Consider the following 15,962-nt stretch of genomic DNA (forward strand, 5'->3'; position numbering starts at 1 on the left):
TTATACAACATTAACGCGGTGTCGTCTTAAATTTAGTACACATAAATAAGGCTGTCGAGACTTTCTCGACAGCCTGAGCCTCTGTTATAGAGACTCTTTTTTGTTCAGCAGCTAAGCTGCGAGCTAGTTCTTACTGCGCACTTCAAAGATGGCAAACTTCAAATAATGTCCTTCATTCACGCCGAGAATCTGCGGATGGTCCTTGCCGGCGGCCCGCCATTCGATCAGGCGCAGCACCTTGTCGGCGTCTTTGGCTGCATCTGCAATCGTCTCCAAGAACAAGTCTGGCTGCATATGGTAAGAACAGCTCGCAGTAACCAGATAACCGCCTTCGTTCACCAGCTTCATGCCATGCAGGTTGATGTCCTTGTACCCGCGGCAAGCTCCGGCCACCGCACCTTTGGTCTTGGCAAAAGCAGGCGGGTCCAGGATCACCACATCCCAGGTCCGTCCCCCTCCTGCGGTCATCGGCTTCGCCGTGTCGGTCTTCTTGGCCCCCTCGGAACCAGCAACAGTAGCCCGCTCAGCCCGTTCCTCAAGGCCCTTCACCTGATTGCGCAAATATTGAAACGCATCATCCACCACGAATTCGACCCGGTCACCGAAGCCGTTCAGCTCCACATTGGTCTTGGCGCTCTCAATCGCATGAGCGGAGACGTCGAGACAGGTCACCTTCTTGGCGCCATATTTGCAGGCATGCAGTGTGAAGCTCCCCGTATGGGCAAAACATTCCAGCACCGTCGCCCCATCCCAATACGGGAATGTGACCACCTTGCCGCTCTTGTTCACCGGTATGGTCTGCTTCTGCCCGTCTTCACCTTCCACCTCCTGCAGCGCAATACCGCTGCGTCCGCCCCAGCCCAGCATCAGCGGAGCGATGGAGGCTCGATTCTCACGCTGGTCAAAGAAGTAGCCCGTCTTCTGGCCCTCTTCGATATCGACGGTCAGCTTCAGTCCGTTCTCGCTTACCGTCACATGGCGCGGGCATTCCCCATACAATACGCCGGTCGTCTGCTGGAGGCCTTCCAGCTCGCGGACACTGACATCGCTACGCTCATAGATGCCGCGTGGAGCCATCACCTGAACTAGAGCCTCTACAATCTCGGTACGCCGCTTGTCCATGCCAAGCGTAAGCAGCTGAACAACCAGCACCTCGCCGAAGCGGTCCACGATCAGCCCTGGCAGAAAATCCGCTTCCCCGTAAACGAGCCGGTACGCATCCGCTCCGGGCAGGAAGCGTTCTCTATGCCGCAGGCACTGTGTGAAACGCTCTACGAAGAATGCCTTATCCATAGCCGCAAGCGGTCCCTGCGACACAATGCGGACCCGGATTTGCGAAGCCGGATTGTAATAGCCTGTTGCCAGAAAACGCCCTTGATGATTCAGAACATCCACAAGCCCTCCGGCCTGCGGCTCCCCATCCACCGAAGCTACCTCCCCCGCATATACCCAGGGATGACCCTGCTCTAGTCTTTTCTTGCGGTTCTTCTCCAATATAACCGATGCCAATGACTTCAACTCCCTATTGATCTGTGAATTCCTGAGATTTGCTGTGAAAGATTGCATACATGTCCCTAAGGTTCCATTCATATATTGGTGTACAACCCCGTTCAAAGGAGCTTGTCCCTATGATCCGTGATTTGCTGTTCCCTGTCATATATGGTCTTGTTATTTTCCTCGCTGGCATGAAGCTGATGGAGGCTGCACTGGCGAGGCTCGCCGGCCCTCTGCTTACGAGAAGTCTGCACAAAGCAACCTCCACGCCCCTAAAAGGCCTGATTGCCAGCAGCCTGCTGTCGGCACTGCTGCAGAGCAGCACTGCCGTGACGGTGCTCACCATCGGTATGGTTAACGCCGGACTGCTGACCTATGCCCGGACGCTGGGTATCATCCTGGGCAGCAACATCGGCACCTGCCTGACCACAGAGCTGATTGGCCTGCAGATCAGCTCGATGGCAGCGCCGCTGCTGGTTGTTTCGCTGTGCATGTGGGCGGCGGCCGTCATACTCGGCGAACTGCCGTCCCAAGGCTCACGGATAGCGGACGCGAGACGCAGGTTTTCCACACCCCTGCAGTTCTTCTGCCTGGCGGTGGCCGGGTTCGCAATGGTCCTCTGGGGCATTGCGGTTATGCAGTCTATCGGTCCCGCACTTCAGAGCAGCGACCTGTTCCGCTGGTTCCTGAACCATGCGGCAACCAGTGCGCTCTGGGGCCTGGCAGCCGGAGCCTGCCTGACCGCGATGCTGCACAGCAGTGCGGCGGTCATCGGTATGGCGATGGGCCTCGCCAGCTCAGGCGTAATGCCGCCGGAGCTTGGCATCGCCGTCGTGCTGGGGGCCAACATCGGCACCTGCGTCACCGCCGTAATCGCCGCTATCGGCGGCTCGGCTTCCGGCAAGTTCGTCGCCGGGTCGCATGTTGTGCTGAATGTAGGTGGCGCCTTGCTGTTCCTGCCCTTCATTCAGCCGCTGCAATCCTTGTCCGCCTGGATCGGCGGCGGTCCTGCCGCTCAGCTCGCCCATGCCCAGACGATCTTCAATGTCGTCTGTTCACTTGGCGTGCTGCCGCTGTGCTACCTGCCGGTATGGACCCGGCTGGAGAAACGGCTGCAGGCATAACAGTCCAGAATGCATTATCGCTGTACCATTATACTTCAATCAGCCCTACAGTTCTAATGCTAGTTTAAGCGCTAAGAAAAAAGACCTGTAACCCCTCATAAAGGCGGATTAACAGGTCTTGATGTTCTGCATCAGAGGATCAGATTGTACCGGATAAACATACTATTTTACTGTAACAGATACTGTTACCGTTTTATTGTTGAACTTGCCTTTGATAGAGGTTGTTCCTTTGCTAACTGCAGTGATCATTCCGGAATCGTTCACCTTGGCCACGGAAGGCTTGGAGCTTGTCCAAACAGTGCTTCCAGTGACAATGGCTGTCTTGCCGGTATCATACAGAGCAGTCACTACCACAGCTCGGGAAGCACCTGCTGCCATATTCAGCCTGGATTCACTGATGGTAATCTTGGTCAGCTTAGGTACCACGATAATTTTGACCGTTGCCGTGACTCCCTGATAGGACCCGGTAAGTGTTGCTGTACCTTCGCCAACAGCTTTTACAGATGTTCCTCTAACTGTAGCCACTTCCAGATTGGAGGATACCCAATCCATAGCGCCGGAGAAATTCGCTGTTTTTCCGTTAGAGAAGGTACCGGTCACTTTAATCGCTTTGGAGGCTTTCAGATTCATTTCAAGTGTGTTCGGCTCTACGATCAGCTTGACAACCTTCTGCTCAATCGTCACCGGAATACTGATTGTCTTGTTGGAATAGGTTCCCTTCAGGGTTGCAGATCCTTTGGTCAATCCCTTGAGGGTTTTGCCCGCAGTAGTCTGCTTGATCACAGCATTGCTGCCGCTAAGTTCCCACTTTATGGTCGCGGTGACATCCAGCTCATCCCCGTTCTCAAGCACCGCCTGAACTGCAGGCAGCGGCTCCTCTTCTCCAATAACCAGTCCCAGTGCATCCTCCGGTCCGATCAATACGAGGACCTTATTCAGAACGGTTACTTTCACTTCAACACTCTTGCTCCGGATCGCTGAAAAGGGTGCTGTTACGGCATTTTCCTTAATCTTGCCTGTAAGGGTTACCGTGCCGGCTTTACCACCAACAAGCTTTCCGTCCTTGATCTGAGCAATTTCTTCGTTGGCGGAAGTCCACCCGATTTGATCACTGATGTCGAGCTTCGTTCCGTCATATTTCGTTCCGCTTACTTTTGGCAGGCTTACATTATCCGCCGTGTAGAGCTCCTGCTCGGTTTTATCTACAGTCATATCTGTAAGATTCGGGTATACAGTCAACTTGAACGACTTGCTGACACCAAGGTAATCCCCTTTGATAACAGCCGTTCCGACTGCTTTGGCTGTTAGTGTAGCCACAGCATTATCCGAAGCTACCGTGTCGGCCGTTATTGTCGCTGTCAGTTGGTTGTCAGAAGTCCAGACTGTGCCAGCCGTCTGATTTTTGGTTGAATTCACGGCATCCCGCACGAATGATTTAACCTTCAGACTTTCCCCAAGGAACAGGAATTGATCTCCTTCCGGCGTCAGCTGCAGCGACTCATACGGCGAACGCACATAGACATCAACCGATTTGGACACGCCCAGGTAGCTGGCTGTAATAACAGCCTTACCAGGACCGAGTACTGTAATCATACCTTTATCTACCTTGGCAATGCTCTCACTAGAGGTTGTCCAGTTGGCATCTTTAGCAATATCTTTCTCCGGGCTGCTCTCTGTGGCTTTGGTCATTGCGCTCAATTGCACCGGTGAATCTCCAACGACCAGTTCCATCTCTTTCACAGCTGTGTCTTTCGACTTCAGCACAATAGCCGAATAGGGCAGCTGCACCACGGCTTTGAAGGTGGCAGTCAATCCTTTGTATTTCGCTGTGATGGTTGACGTTCCTTCACCCACAAGGGTAATCTTGCCATCATCAATGGTCAGTACATTGATACTGGAGCTGGTCCAGTCCGCATCGGCAGTCACATCTTTTACAGAAGTGGCCGAATCTCCGCCAACGACTTTGGCTTTGACCAGCAGTGTCTCTGGGCTATCGCCCAGCTTATAGTTCCCATCAGAGCTGCGCTCCAGCGTTAATTCCTTAAGGGGATAGCTTACAGATACTTCAATTGTAGCAACTGCATTGTTATAGGTTGCTCTAATGATTGCAGTACCTGCGCCTTCCGGCTTCAATAGTCCATAGAGTACACTTACTGCACTTGTATTGGAGGAAGTCCACGTGGCCGCAGCCGTCACATCTTTTTTGGAGGAGGAGCCCTCAACGTTGGCATATACCTTAAGCTGTTTAGGTGTCTGCCCTACAGTAAGCTCTATTTTTGCAGAGCTGTCGAATTCAATCGAATAGGTGTCGCCAGTAGCTGCAAAGACGTTTACCGGAAGAGCTACAACAGTCAGCAATATCATAATGAGGAGCATTTTCGTCATTTTCCTGTACACAGTCATTTGTTCTCTCCTTAGGCATTGAAATTATTGGTGCTTGATTTCCACACTCTTCCACTATATCGACAATTAGTGCCCAAGTCTTTACCCTTAGTTCCGTTTATTTTGAGTTCCAGCCAAATTCAGGACTTTCTAACTATACCGTCTTTATCCCGAGAAGCGATAAAGCCTTGCGTAAAATATGGATGTTATTGGAATATGAATTTCCGGTTCCACGGGTCCAGGCCTCTGCCGGCTCATGCCATTCAACAGCGTTAATCTCTTCGGTCTGCGCCTTGGTCTCACCGCCCACAGCTTCTACAAGAAAGTAATGAACCTCCTTATTCACTATGCCGTGAATTGGATGCTGAAACGTATATTTAATGACATCAATCGGTGCTCTGATCACTCCGACCGTCCCTGTCTCTTCACAAATCTCACGCAGTGCTGTCTCCTCCACGGTCTCGCCTTGCTCCATCTTGCCTTTGGGCAGCGAAATTTTACCATAACGGTCCACAATAAGCTGAATTTCCAGACCGGCAGCCCCTGTCCGGTAGACTACCCCGCCCGCTGAAATCTGCTTGTACGCCATATTCATCCTCCTAAAAGTTTTGCCAGCATTTACTTCAGCGATTGTACTTCTGGCAAAACTTACTTCGTAAGCATTAACTTAGTTTTGCCAGCATTTACTTCATCGATTGTGCTTCTGGCAAAACTTACTTCGTAAGCATATGCCCCTCTGACTTTATTACCCAAATAGAAAAACAGCCCCACAAAGTGGGGCGTAGAGTTAAACTGCGCAGCTAAGCTGGAAAAAGTAGCACTAACCGGAACTCTACTACGTCCGTTCATAATCTAATCTCACTACACGATCTGACTAAGCCCGCTCCGGCTCACACTGACCATCTCACCGCGGCATTCGTTCACTCCGGCTTCCGTAATCTTCACCTGGCAGAGCTCTCCCTGCAGCGAATCATCGCCGCCAAAGAAAACCTGCAGATAATTGTCGCTGAAGCCGTGCTGCACACTGCGTTCAGGAGCATCTTTGGCCGATCTTTCAGCAATAACGGAAACTGTCTTGCCTACGAACTTGCGGGCGTAAGCCAGCTGCATTTCTTCGGAGAGGTCAATCAGCTGCTGTACGCGGGCATTCTTAATCTCTTCATCCACCTGGTTCAGCATCCGTGCTGCCGGAGTGCCTGTCCGCTTGGAATACGGAAACACGTGCATCTCAGAGTAGTTGACAGCCTTCATGAAATCGTATCCGGCGCGGAACATTTCCTCGGTTTCACCCGGAAAGCCGACAATGACGTCGGTGGTTATGCCTACATCCGGCATCGCCTGGCGGATCAGCTCCATTTTGGCGTAATACTCTTCTGTTGTATATTTACGGCGCATCGCCTTCAGCACTTCGTTATGTCCGGCCTGGAGCGGAATATGCAGATGACGGCACATTTTGGAGCTGCGGTTCAGGACCTCAAGCAGCTTCCCGTCAATCTGACTGGCCTCAATAGAGCTGATGCGAACCCGTTCCAGCCCGTCTACCTTGTCCAGCTCCCAGAGCAGGTCAGCGAGACGGTAGTTGTCCAGATCATCGCCATAGCCTCCGGTATGAATGCCAGTGAGCACAAACTCCTTGTATCCGGCCTCAACCAACTGATGCGCCTGGGCGACAATCGACTTCGGATCACGGCTGCGCGACAATCCGCGCGACCAGGGAATGATGCAGAAGGTGCAGAAGTTGTTGCAGCCATCCTGAATTTTCATAAAAGCCCGGGTACGGTCGGCAAAGCCAGGCACATCCAGCTCCTCGAATTCCCGCGTCTTCATAATGTTGCGGACAGCGTTCACCGGCTCGCGGGACTCCTGAATATTCTTCACATGAGTCATGATATGCTCACGGTCCTGGTTGCCGATCACGAGATCGACACCGGGAATATCAAGGATCTCTCCAGGCGAGGTCTGTGCATAACAGCCGGTAACGGCAACAATCGCTTCCGGATTGCGGCGCACAGCACGGCGGATCATTTGGCGGCTTTTTTTGTCGCCCGTATTGGTTACCGTACAGGTGTTGATTAGATAGACATCGGCGGACCCTTCGAAATCAACCTGCTCGTAACCTTCATTTTTGAAAAGCTGCCAGATGGCTTCAGTGTCATAGAAATTCACTTTACAACCTAAAGTATAAAATGCTACGGATGGCATTGTTCAGACTCCCCCCATTTCTCCGGATTCATAAAGAATACAGGCTGCGGCTACCATGCCTGCCGTCTCGCAACGTAGAATACGCCGTCCAAGCCCGACTGAAACCGCTCCAGCCTCTTCGGCAGCACGGCATTCTTCAGGGCTAAAACCACCCTCTGGGCCGACGACTACCATCACCTTGCCAGACGACTGCTGCGGTAGTCCGGAGAGCCAGGGAGCGGCCGCGCTGCGGAGCTGCAGACCTTCTTCTTTTTCATAACAGAAATACACAGCGTCATACTCACTGAAGCTCTTCAGCAGCAGCTTCCAGCTGAGCGGTGAGTGCACTTCCGGAACGATGTTCCGGTGTGCCTGCTCGGCAGCCTCTTTGCAGATTTTGCGCCATCGCTCCAGCCGTTTGCTCTCCTTGCGCTCATCATATTGCACAATCGTGCGCTCCGAGAGAAAAGGAACAAAGGCCACTGCTCCGATTTCGGTGCATTTCTGAATCACGGTCTCCAGCTTGTCTCCCTTGGGCAGACTCTGGGCCACTGTGATCTTGATCCGCGGCTCATGCGTCATATCCAGCATTTCCAGTATATTGACGGTCACTTCACCTATTTCAATCCCGGCAATTTCCACCAGCGCCTCACGGGACACTCCATCGCTGACAATCAGCTTGTCCCCGGCCTTGCCGCGCATCACCTTCGCGATATGACGGGCGTCTTCGCCGCTAATGACCACCGTTTCCGGATGAAATTGCTCCGGTGTAACGAAATAACGCTGCATCTTCTCATCATCCTGTCCTTGTTCAGCATAAAAGCGGCAGCGTTCCTGCTTCTCAGGTTCCCTGCCGCCGCTCTGTACACCTATATTCCTCTAAAAACACCACGTTACATCATACAACGTTTGCCTGGCTGTGAATAGTCCCAGTTACAGGCTACTGCCTCCAAACAGCTTGAAGAACATTTGAAAAAAGTCGTTACCGATTTGCATTGCCCAGTTGTTCAAAGGTGTGATGGTGTAAGCACGTAAGCCGGGAATAAAGATAATCAGCAAAAAGATGAAGACTGTCCACTGCTCATATTGCTGAAGTTTTGCACGAATCGGACGCGGTGCGATATCCTCCACAATGCGGTAGCCGTCCAGGGGCGGCAACGGAATCAAGTTGAACAGGAAAAGGAAGAAATTAAATTGAATGAACATTCCAAAGAACCAATACACTGCCCGAAGCAACTGCTCGTTAGTTATAGATTCAATAACACCAGTGGCGTGCAGGGCCGCGTAGATAAGCGAACCCAAGATCCCCAGCAGCAAATTACTTATCGGGCCGGCTGCTGAGACTATCACGCCCATCAGGCGGGGCCGGCTGAAGTTATCGCGGTTCACAGGAACGGGACGCGCCCAGCCGAAGCCGGCAATGAGCAGCAGAATAATTCCGAACAGATCAAAGTGAACCGCAGGGTTAAGCGTCATCCGGCCCAGCATCCGTGCGGTAGGGTCGCCGAATTTATTGGCAAAATAAGCGTGGCTGAACTCATGTACTGTAAAAGCAATCACCAGTGTAATCAGAAAAAACGGAAGCTGCTGTAAAGGTACTATCAAAATTCGATCCAGGAAATCCATCTTTACCTCTTTCCGGCTGTAAACGCCACCCAATCTTCTTCATGGGATACTTCCCTAATCTCAAAACCGGAAGCTGCCAGCGCTCCAGCAACAAGCGCTTCCTTATCCTTATAGATGCCGGAGGTAATATAGATTCCGCCCGGCTGAAGTGCACGGTAGACATCATCCGTGAATAATACAATAATCTCTGCCAAAATATTGGCTACCACGATTTTGACCGGCAGGGTAACACCAAGACCCGCTTCGCTTGACGAAGCAGCAGAAGCAGCCTCAGGTTCCGCCACATGGCCGGGTCTGGCTGAAGGCCACATCTCTCCAGCCGCCGAATCCAAGGCCCGTTCGCCGCCCAAGAGCGACAGAAGATCGCTTTCCTTTACCGTAATCTCTTGCTGCAGCCGGTTCAGCGCTACATTCTCCCGCGCACTTTCTACCGCTACCGGGTCCAGATCCAGCGCCAGCACCGATTTTGCGCCCAGCAGCATCGCACCTACGGCAAGAATACCGGAGCCAGTACCTACATCGATCACTTCTTCGCCGCCTTGGATATGCTTTTCCAGTGCGCGCAGGCAGAGTGCCGTGGTTGGATGTGTTCCAGTTCCGAAGGCCATGCCGGGATCAAGTTCAATAATCTTTTCATCCGGGCCTTCAGGAGTATATTCCTCCCAGGTTGGCTTAATCGTCAGCCGTTCTGACACACGAAGTGGCTTGAAGTACTGCTTCCAGGCATGGGCCCATTCATCTTCATCTACCGTTTTCCAGGAAATCAGCGCTTTACCGGGGTCAATCCCGAACTCGCGCAGTTCTGCAACTCTTGGAGCCAGTTCTTGAATAATATCGTCCATGGAGACAGCTTCGGCATAATAGCCTTTAATCACAGCTTCCCCTTCAGGGATATCATTAAGCGGTTCATCGTATAATTCACCGTAACGGGTATCCCGTACCTTATTCAGCGTTCCTGATTCTTCAATGGAAACACCGCCTGCTCCGGCTTCATACAGCAGATTGGATATCATCTCCTGTGCTTCTTCTGTTGTATGTACCGTCAGTTCGTGCCATAACATGTGTGTGGGTCCTCCTAAAAGTTTTGTAACAATTGAATATTTAACAGTATACCATTTCTTCCCCACGTAGCGCCAAACCGCGGATTATCTCCCGGACATCAGGCCTTTTTGGTGACAAAAACAATCTGTCGTATGATCATCCACCATACCGGAAGCCTGCATAAACGCATAACAGATGGTAGAGCCCACAAACTTCATCCCCTTCTTCTTCAGCGCCTTGCTCATCTGGTCAGATTGAGGACTGGTGGCCGGAACTTCAGACCGTGTTTCCCACCCGTTAATCAATGGCTCTCCGCCGGTAAAAGTCCAGAGATATTTAGCGAAACTCCCCTCTTCCTGGCAAATCTGCTGATACACTACCGCATTCTGAATGATCGCATTAATTTTCAGCCGGTTGCGGATGATTCCCGTGTCCTGCATTAATGCTTCGATTTTAGCTTCGTCATACAGCACAATCTTCTGCGGATCGAATTCGTCGAACACTTCACGGAAGTGCTCCCGTTTCTTCAAAACCGTATACCAGCTCAGTCCGGCCTGCATCCCTTCCAGCATCAGCAGCTCAAACAGTTTCCGGTCATCGTACAGGGGTTTTCCCCATTCCTCATCATGATAAGCCATATACAGCGGGTCTTCATTGACCCAGCCACAGCGTGTAATATTCAAAATTAGGTCTCTCCTTTTCCTGCTCAGACAATTATCTTCCTTTCATACGCACACAGTGGAGATTTGTTGCAAAATAAAGAGGCGCCCACACCCGCCAAGGGTTTTGGACACCTCCAACCTGCTGAAAATAACTTCGTATGTGCTAACTTTACTACTAATTTAAGGCTGCAACTGTACCCGTGTCTCTTTATCCGGATCGTCCGTCGTGTAGTAGTACATATAGACAGAAGCCTCTGTGTCTTTGAAATTCTTATAGACATCAATCGCTTTATTATTTCCGTCTCCGTTAAAGTTTGCGGTTACAGGTTTGCCGAGCGGATCGTTGTATTCCCCCCCCATATTGGTCTGGTTGATCCCGCCAAAATGCGGGTCTTCACTGCCAGTTTCGATGTACAGGTCTTTCCCCTGCATGTAATACGTCCACTCCACGGGGTAACCGCCGGTTTCTCGGATAAAGCTCTGTTTCTTTGTAGATATATTTGTTAAAAGTATCGGAGCCTTATCATCATCATGTACAGTGACCATATATTTGCCTACATAAATGATAGGGGTTTGCCCGTCAATTACAAGGTCTGAAGGACGTTCAAAACGCACCGTGACCAGACGATGATCAACACTGGAGGATACATAAAATCCTCCCTCAAGTGTTCTGCCGTTCACCAGCAGATAGGATTTCTTATAAGGCATTTGATCCTTAAATCCCGTCCCCTCATTTCTCAAAGTAAGACGGATCTGTGTAGGAGTAATCACCATGTTCTCGATCGTATTGTCGGTGTCGCCCGGCTCCAACGGTATATCCAGCTTCTTAATAATCGTTCCGCTCTCCATCTGCTTTTTGCTTAATTCCAGCTCAAAGGACCACGGCCCGGAAATGTTGCGCTCCTGCTTCCAGTATTGCAGCTTAAAGCTGGTTTGCCCTGGGGTAATTTCGTCCGCCTTTAAAAAATGCTTCAGTTTGTATTCCCCATGATCGCCCGGTTCACCGGAGGTGCCTCCAGGCAGCTCTTTCACCATAGTTGTGCCGTTGTATGCAGCAATCTGCGGATAGACCCAGGCTTTGGCCAACGGATCATCGAAGGTAACTCCCCCTAAGAGCAGCAGTTTATCCTTGCTCTGAACCAACGGCTGAACATCAATTTTTTGCATGCCTTCCCGGCCGATGTTAAAGCTCTGCACTTCCGGCGATGCGGGATTCAAGGAAAGCTCCTTGGATTGCGCTGTCTTCAAATCAACTGCGTCAGCAGTTAAAGTAATCTTCTCTGTATCCTTCCCGGGCACCCAATTACTCTCGAAATAGCCGTTGTACCTTTGATTCTCCTCATCCCACTGCTCATAGTTATATTCGCCTTCCTTGTAGCTGCCTTTTGTTCCCTTTAAGGTCATACCCTTCACATTCCAGAAATCGGTATCTCTATGCTTACCTACATTTAGACTATAAAGAATAACCGTTCGGTTCTCATCCACAATGGCTGTCTGAAGCGTAAGCGTCACCCCATCCTTGGTTATGGATTGGCCCAAATGCTGTCCAAGGTTCTGATCCAGTGCGGCCTGAATCCCCTCATTGCTCCGTAAAAGGTTGCCCCAATCATAGTGAATCGCCGCATATACAGGAGCCGCAGCCACAAGCACACTTAGCGAAGCTACAGCCGCTATTTTGCTCCAACTTCTTGTCCGTCGGGGAATAGCGGAAGCTCTGCCTGCCTGTAACCAGGAGGAATTGCTTTCTGCTTGCTCTATTCGTGTCCACATATCATCGAAATCAGGATAAGTTATGGCTTGGTCTTCATTTAACTGACGCTTGAGTGCATCTTCCAGTTGCTTCATAAGGTTCTCCTTTCCATGCCTCTTCCGGCATCCCAGATTCCAGCAGCACGTTCTTCATCAGCTTCAGGCCCTTGTGCAATCTTGATTTGGTGGTTCCAAGCGGAATGGACAGCGCCTCCGACACTTCAGCCAGGCTGAAGTCGTGCATGTACCTCAAGGTCAGCACCGCCCGGATCTTCACAGGAAGCCGCGAGAGATGAACCACCCATTCCTGCGAGGTTTCTTTTTGCTCGACCAGCCCTTCTACTGATTTCGCCATACCTCTTCCCTGAAACAGATGAAGATTATCCGCCAACTTGTGCTGCAGGCTGCGCCGGCGCTTCAGATGATTCAGACAGGCATTCACGGTGATTTTCATGATCCAGGATTTGAGATAATCAATACTCTGCCAATTGCTGCGAAAAACTGTAATGAAAACCTCCTGGCACAGGTCCTCAGCATCCGCCGCATCATGCACCATGTAATAGCAGGTCCGGTACACATCCTTATTGTAGGTTTCGAACACTTCCCGGTTGCTCTCCAACTCATGCGCCCTCCTTTCTTGTCTCCCCTATGTATTCAAACAAACCAGCCCCGTAAAAGGTTCATTTCAGGTGTTTTTAATCAGAAAAAAACAGCATGGATACCTTTCGTTAAAAGGTCCATGCTGTTTATATAGTCCGGTCAGATAATATTCAGCACTTCACGGGCTTGGGTATCCAGCTCCTGCGCGGAGGTTGCGATTCCGGTGAACTCCTGCAGGGCGACCTCAACCTGCCGCTGGCTTTCTTCTACACTATTTTGAACCTGGTCTATTCCTGAGGACATTCTGCCAATTTCCTCTGTAATTCCTTTTACGCTGTCACGTACCTCACTGATGGAATCCTGAACCATGGCCGACAGCTTTCGGACTTCTTTGGCCACCACATCAAATCCCCGTCCGAATTCACCGGCATGGGCCGCTTCAATCGCCGCGTTGAGCGCGAGCAGATGGGTCTGCGAAGCAATATCACGGATCGTTTGCACTACACCTTGAATTTCTCCGGCTTTTTGTTGCAGATTGGTCAGCGTCAAGGTGTTCTCACTCGAGACCCCGGCGATTTTGTCAATGCTCAGCAGCAGCTCCTGGCTCCGCTCGATGCCTTTTTCCGCTCGCTGATTCAGACTGTCGGCCATCTCCTGCATCCGTTCCACTACATCGCTGATGTTGATCTGCCTGGAGGTAATATTGGTTGCAACCTTCGTCACACCGATGACCAGCTTGTCTGTCTCATCAAAAATAGGCATATATGTAGCCTCAAGCCATACCGAACCGCCCTCGGAGTCCATCCGTTCGATTTTATCCTGAAAGCTCTTGCCGGAGAATAAATCCTGCCAGAACATTTCATAATCCGGACTGTTCACGAATGCAGGAAAACAAAAATCACGGTGCTGCATCCCGTACATATCCTGTGATCTGTATTTCATTGAACTGGCGAACACCTCATTGACATAGGCCACTTTGCGTTCAAGATTAAAGCGGATCAAGGCGAGATTCTTTTCCAAGGCTTTAATAACGAGGGCATCTGTTACTTCCTGTGCTGATACATTCTCCATATTGACTTCTCCCTGTAATACTCAAATTTATGATCCTGCGAACTTCAAATTTTCACTTTATCTCTTTTTTATATTAACGGTAAAATCAGAGCTTTGGATTACAAAAATGAAGAATTTGTTCCATCTCCATAAATACAAAAAAACCGCAGACCTATTGCCGGCGGTTTTGAGCATTTGGAGCTAATTTCATTCGGAATATTAATGCAGGATTTCCCGTTTGTTCACTTTAACACCGGATAACGATTGATCAAACATATCTAGAATAAAGAGGAAGCGTTCTGCTTCACGAAATACATGATCCGCCAGTAAAGGGTGAATGATGCTTTTGATCCGGCATTCATCGATTAGATCACGTGCGGTTTTCTTGAAATCACGCAATGATTTTACTGAAACCCGGTTTTCGTCCACAAACTGGCTGAGGAGCGGAGGTGTTTGAGATTGCGGTCGCATGTGGCTCAAATCCATGGCCTGAAACAGCAGCTTATCAAAATCATTACTGAATTCCCGTGCCTGATCGACCAGTTTCCGTTCTGACGGGTCCAGCAAATGACCAATAAATTTGGCATGATCGGCCATGATCTTCAGGAAAAAGACATTCTCATCAATTATGGCATCAGGCAGCGGTTCGAGTCTTCCCGAATTAAGCTCCTCCAAGCGGTTTCTGAAATAATTAGCCTCCCGGCTAACATGATCCACCAGTAAAGGAAAATTCGTTTGTCCCGGAAGCTTGCATTGCAGGATCAGGCCCAGCACTTTTCTTTTGAACGCCCAGATATTGGTCGCCGCAATACGAACCTCCGTATTAAAAGCCTGAATAGTGTGGGGATCAACCCCTATCTGGAATTCATGGGACCTGCGCTCGATCTCCTCAAAAATAGCGTAAAACTGGTTGGCTTCATTCTTAAGCTGCGTATCCTCAGCCCTAAACCCCAAACCCAAAAATAAGGAATGCTCCTTCATGATCCTGGACCAAAAACGTATTTCATCTAGCGACCGGGCCACAAATTCATCCAATGACTATTCCTCCCTTGCAGAAATGGAATTCATCTACAAACTAAGCATATGGAGGTTTTTTGTCCCCTATGATGATTGCCCAACAATTATTGCCGAAATAACTCCCGCACGATAGACCGCTTATCGGCGGCAACTATTGACGAACCAGCGGCAAAAAAATATCGTCCAAAGCTATTCCTTCTTTCATATATAAAAGAAGAAACGGTGCACCATCCTATTCAATCATTCTGGGAAGTTACTTTTTCGAGCCGTAGTCCCCTATTTTTATACCCCAGACAGAATCCTTCTGGTAAGCAGCGGCTTCCTGCAACTCGGGCAATCTCGGGTCCTGAGGATAGTGCTGCTCCAGGTATGTGACAAAAGCCCGGCGAAAGCCAATCTCCGCCTCCAGCTTGTTGAATTCATTCGGATGCTTATCCATCTCAGCAAGCGCACTCTCCCAGCGGCTCAGATCAACGTTCTCCGACTGCCCGCTGCGGATCTTAACGGTTAGCTCGCGCAGCTCGCCGTAAGCCTTTTTTACTTTCGAAGAGTAGACCTGCTTCTGGTTCAAAAAGGTGAGAAGCGCCACCATCAGAGCCAGTCCGCTCCATAACACGATGTTATCCATAGTAATCCCCCTATTTAACTTGTGTGCTTAATTATACTACGTATTAGTTCGGAAACAGATACTTCTGTCCCTGCATAACTAGTACTGCTCCTGCCATACCCTGCGCCCTAAACACAAAAAACCCCACAGCCGTGGGGCATCTTCTATAATATCTTTAGGTCTATTCCTTCTTCAGAATTTCATGAAGCTGACGTTTGTCGGCCTCCAGTGAACGGTCCTGCGCCTCCAGATCATCCATGTCTGCTTCTGCCGCAGAATAGACAACATCCTCAGCCTTCGCTTCATAGAGCATTTTCATTTTGTCAGTCTTAGAGAAGATTTTTGAGTTTTCTCTATCCATTTGAATTCCACCCTCCCATTTAGATTCACCCATATAAGAAAACAATCTTTGTATAGAGCCCTGAGGCA

At 50.2% G+C, this 15,962-nt stretch carries 15 protein-coding genes; 1 reads left to right on the top strand and 14 read right to left on the bottom strand.

The features are described from left to right. Window positions 1-123 precede the first annotated feature (123 nt). Window positions 124-1,509, bottom strand: a complete 1,386-nt coding sequence (locus tag ACTJKB_RS27600; RefSeq protein ID WP_440837530.1) for a class I SAM-dependent rRNA methyltransferase — start codon at window positions 1,507-1,509, stop codon at window positions 124-126. 119 nt (window positions 1,510-1,628) lie between these two features. Between ACTJKB_RS27600 and ACTJKB_RS27605 the strand changes: the two genes are divergently transcribed. Next, window positions 1,629-2,618, top strand: coding sequence for a Na/Pi cotransporter family protein (locus ACTJKB_RS27605; protein ID WP_440837612.1), 990 nt, complete (start codon window positions 1,629-1,631; stop codon window positions 2,616-2,618). A 162-nt stretch (window positions 2,619-2,780) separates the two neighbouring features. Here the strand turns inward: ACTJKB_RS27605 and ACTJKB_RS27610 are convergent, their stop codons facing one another. From ACTJKB_RS27610 to ACTJKB_RS27670, 13 genes are all read right to left on the bottom strand, one after another. Then, window positions 2,781-5,021: an Ig-like domain-containing protein gene (locus ACTJKB_RS27610; RefSeq protein WP_440837531.1), complete on the bottom strand. Its 2,241-nt coding sequence runs from the start codon at window positions 5,019-5,021 to the stop codon at window positions 2,781-2,783. Window positions 5,022-5,154: 133 nt separating this feature from the next. Beyond that, window positions 5,155-5,589, bottom strand: a complete 435-nt coding sequence (locus tag ACTJKB_RS27615) for an NUDIX hydrolase (protein ID WP_440837532.1) — start codon at window positions 5,587-5,589, stop codon at window positions 5,155-5,157. Window positions 5,590-5,861: 272 nt separating this feature from the next. Next, entirely contained in the window at window positions 5,862-7,202 is a 1,341-nt protein-coding gene (mtaB, locus tag ACTJKB_RS27620) for a tRNA (N(6)-L-threonylcarbamoyladenosine(37)-C(2))-methylthiotransferase MtaB (protein ID WP_440837533.1), read from the bottom strand. 3 nt (window positions 7,203-7,205) lie between these two features. After that, window positions 7,206-7,970 (bottom strand): RsmE family RNA methyltransferase, encoded by a 765-nt coding sequence (locus tag ACTJKB_RS27625; RefSeq protein WP_440837534.1) that lies wholly within the window; start codon window positions 7,968-7,970, stop codon window positions 7,206-7,208. Window positions 7,971-8,114: 144 nt separating this feature from the next. After that, window positions 8,115-8,807, bottom strand: coding sequence for a site-2 protease family protein (locus tag ACTJKB_RS27630; protein ID WP_440837535.1), 693 nt, complete (start codon window positions 8,805-8,807; stop codon window positions 8,115-8,117). A gap of 2 nt (window positions 8,808-8,809) precedes the next feature. Continuing rightward, entirely contained in the window at window positions 8,810-9,868 is a 1,059-nt protein-coding gene (gene prmA, locus ACTJKB_RS27635; RefSeq protein WP_440837536.1) for a 50S ribosomal protein L11 methyltransferase, read from the bottom strand. A gap of 84 nt (window positions 9,869-9,952) precedes the next feature. Next, a complete protein-coding gene (locus ACTJKB_RS27640; protein ID WP_440837537.1) occupies window positions 9,953-10,531 on the bottom strand; it encodes a DNA-3-methyladenine glycosylase I in 579 nt (192 codons plus the stop codon). Between the two features lie 159 nt (window positions 10,532-10,690). After that, window positions 10,691-12,355, bottom strand: a complete 1,665-nt coding sequence (locus ACTJKB_RS27645) for a DUF4179 domain-containing protein (protein WP_440837538.1) — start codon at window positions 12,353-12,355, stop codon at window positions 10,691-10,693. Then, window positions 12,315-12,878: an RNA polymerase sigma factor gene (locus ACTJKB_RS27650; protein ID WP_440837539.1), complete on the bottom strand. Its 564-nt coding sequence runs from the start codon at window positions 12,876-12,878 to the stop codon at window positions 12,315-12,317. Before ACTJKB_RS27650 ends, ACTJKB_RS27645 begins: the two co-directional genes overlap by 41 nt. 140 nt (window positions 12,879-13,018) lie before the next feature. Then, the gene (locus tag ACTJKB_RS27655) at window positions 13,019-13,930 is read right to left on the bottom strand and encodes a methyl-accepting chemotaxis protein (protein ID WP_440837540.1); all 912 of its coding nucleotides are present in this window, start codon (window positions 13,928-13,930) and stop codon (window positions 13,019-13,021) included. A gap of 198 nt (window positions 13,931-14,128) precedes the next feature. Next, on the bottom strand, window positions 14,129-14,944 hold the full coding sequence (locus tag ACTJKB_RS27660) for a DUF2935 domain-containing protein (protein WP_440837541.1): 816 nt from the start codon (window positions 14,942-14,944) through the stop codon (window positions 14,129-14,131). A gap of 235 nt (window positions 14,945-15,179) precedes the next feature. Next, complete coding sequence (locus ACTJKB_RS27665) at window positions 15,180-15,554, bottom strand: hypothetical protein (protein ID WP_440837542.1); 375 nt, start codon at window positions 15,552-15,554, stop codon at window positions 15,180-15,182. A 160-nt stretch (window positions 15,555-15,714) separates the two neighbouring features. After that, on the bottom strand, window positions 15,715-15,894 hold the full coding sequence (locus ACTJKB_RS27670; protein WP_178382417.1) for a YfhD family protein: 180 nt from the start codon (window positions 15,892-15,894) through the stop codon (window positions 15,715-15,717). Window positions 15,895-15,962 lie beyond the last annotated feature (68 nt).

Origin of the sequence: Paenibacillus sp. 22594 (assembly GCF_052044425.1) — a bacterium.
GTDB lineage: Bacteria > Bacillota > Bacilli > Paenibacillales > Paenibacillaceae > Paenibacillus_AQ.

Excerpts from the sequence above, each read along its gene's own strand:
- ACTJKB_RS27630 (WP_440837535.1), bottom strand. The coding sequence starts at position 8,807 with ATGGATTTCCTGGATCGAATTTTGATAGTACCTTTACAGCAGCTTCCG.
- ACTJKB_RS27610 (WP_440837531.1), bottom strand. The coding sequence starts at position 5,021 with ATGACTGTGTACAGGAAAATGACGAAAATGCTCCTCATTATGATATTG.
- mtaB (WP_440837533.1), bottom strand. The coding sequence starts at position 7,202 with ATGCCATCCGTAGCATTTTATACTTTAGGTTGTAAAGTGAATTTCTAT.
- ACTJKB_RS27615 (WP_440837532.1), bottom strand. The coding sequence starts at position 5,589 with ATGGCGTACAAGCAGATTTCAGCGGGCGGGGTAGTCTACCGGACAGGG.
- ACTJKB_RS27655 (WP_440837540.1), bottom strand. The coding sequence starts at position 13,930 with ATGGAGAATGTATCAGCACAGGAAGTAACAGATGCCCTCGTTATTAAA.
- ACTJKB_RS27645 (WP_440837538.1), bottom strand. The coding sequence starts at position 12,355 with ATGAAGCAACTGGAAGATGCACTCAAGCGTCAGTTAAATGAAGACCAA.
- prmA (WP_440837536.1), bottom strand. The coding sequence starts at position 9,868 with ATGTTATGGCACGAACTGACGGTACATACAACAGAAGAAGCACAGGAG.
- ACTJKB_RS27605 (WP_440837612.1), top strand. The coding sequence starts at position 1,629 with ATGATCCGTGATTTGCTGTTCCCTGTCATATATGGTCTTGTTATTTTC.
- ACTJKB_RS27665 (WP_440837542.1), bottom strand. The coding sequence starts at position 15,554 with ATGGATAACATCGTGTTATGGAGCGGACTGGCTCTGATGGTGGCGCTT.
- ACTJKB_RS27625 (WP_440837534.1), bottom strand. The coding sequence starts at position 7,970 with ATGCAGCGTTATTTCGTTACACCGGAGCAATTTCATCCGGAAACGGTG.
- ACTJKB_RS27670 (WP_178382417.1), bottom strand. The coding sequence starts at position 15,894 with ATGGATAGAGAAAACTCAAAAATCTTCTCTAAGACTGACAAAATGAAA.